This is a genomic window from Phytoactinopolyspora halotolerans (assembly GCF_010550675.1).
GTDB lineage: Bacteria > Actinomycetota > Actinomycetes > Jiangellales > Jiangellaceae > Phytoactinopolyspora > Phytoactinopolyspora halotolerans.
The window spans coordinates 1-994 of sequence record NZ_JAAGOA010000062.1 but is presented as its reverse complement, the minus strand read 5'-3'; the positions used below and the strand labels follow the sequence as shown (position 1 = coordinate 994).

The 994-nt window shown below is 63.0% G+C and carries 1 protein-coding gene; it reads right to left on the bottom strand.

Annotated features, from left to right (window positions below):
• A partial coding sequence (locus G1H10_RS32090) for an RHS repeat-associated core domain-containing protein (protein ID WP_216853877.1) occupies positions 1 to 994 on the bottom strand: 994 nt, incomplete at both ends.

Below are 994 nucleotides of genomic sequence, written 5' to 3'. Positions count from 1 at the left end.
CCGTCGAGTTCGATGTAGGAGATGGGGTTGCCGCCGGTGTAGGCGTAGCGGTTGTTGTTCCACGGGGACGTGGTGAGGTTGAGGTCGGCGAGGGCGCCGGTGTAGGAGTCGCGGGACAGGAATTGGTTGATGCCGGGGTCGTAGTTACGGAACCCCATGTCATAGGTGCCGGAGGCTGAGTCCCAGCGTTTGGCGTTGTAACGGTAGACGTTGTACGCCTCAGCCGTGGGGTCACCCGGATCGGGTGCATCCACGCCGGTGAACTCGTCCTCGTCGTTGTTGCCGTAGGCGGTGTAGCCATACGTGGCGATGGCATCACCCGAATCGTCGGTGAGGGTTTCGACGTCGGTGCGGGGGTTGTACCCGAAGAACGCGTCCTCTTGGCTGCCGTCGGGGTTGAAGGTGACCTGGGACAGGCGTTTGCCCCATGGGGAGTAGTGATACGACTTCTGCACCTGTCCGGCGACTTCTTCGTTGAGGACTTCGCCGGACAGGCCGAGGTAGGTGAACTCGGTGGTCTCCGCGCCACTGGTGTCGGCGTCATCGGTGCGTGAGGCGGTGCGATCCAGCGGGTCGTAGGAGTAGCTGGTGGTGGAGGTGGTGCCGGTGTCGTCCATGCGGGTGTGCTCGGCGACGCGGTCGAACCCGTCATAGCTGTAACGCTCGATCACCTCACCCGCGGCCGTGACCGTGTCGATGCGGCCGAACGGGTCGTAGTTGTACGACGCGCGTACCCCATCGGTGGTGGCGTAGAGCAGCCGGTTGCGGTCATAGGTGTAGCTGGTGGTGACACCGTCCACGGTCTGCTCGATCACGTTCGAGGCCGCATCATGCAGATACGACTCCGTGGCCAGAGTGTCACCCGTGGCAGTGTCGGTCTTGGTCACCTGCGAGATCCGATCCCGCGGATCATAGGTGTAGCGGTAGGTCCGATCCGACGACAAACCCGGATTGTCCGCATCCATCGTGGACGCGACATCCCGGATCAGATTGC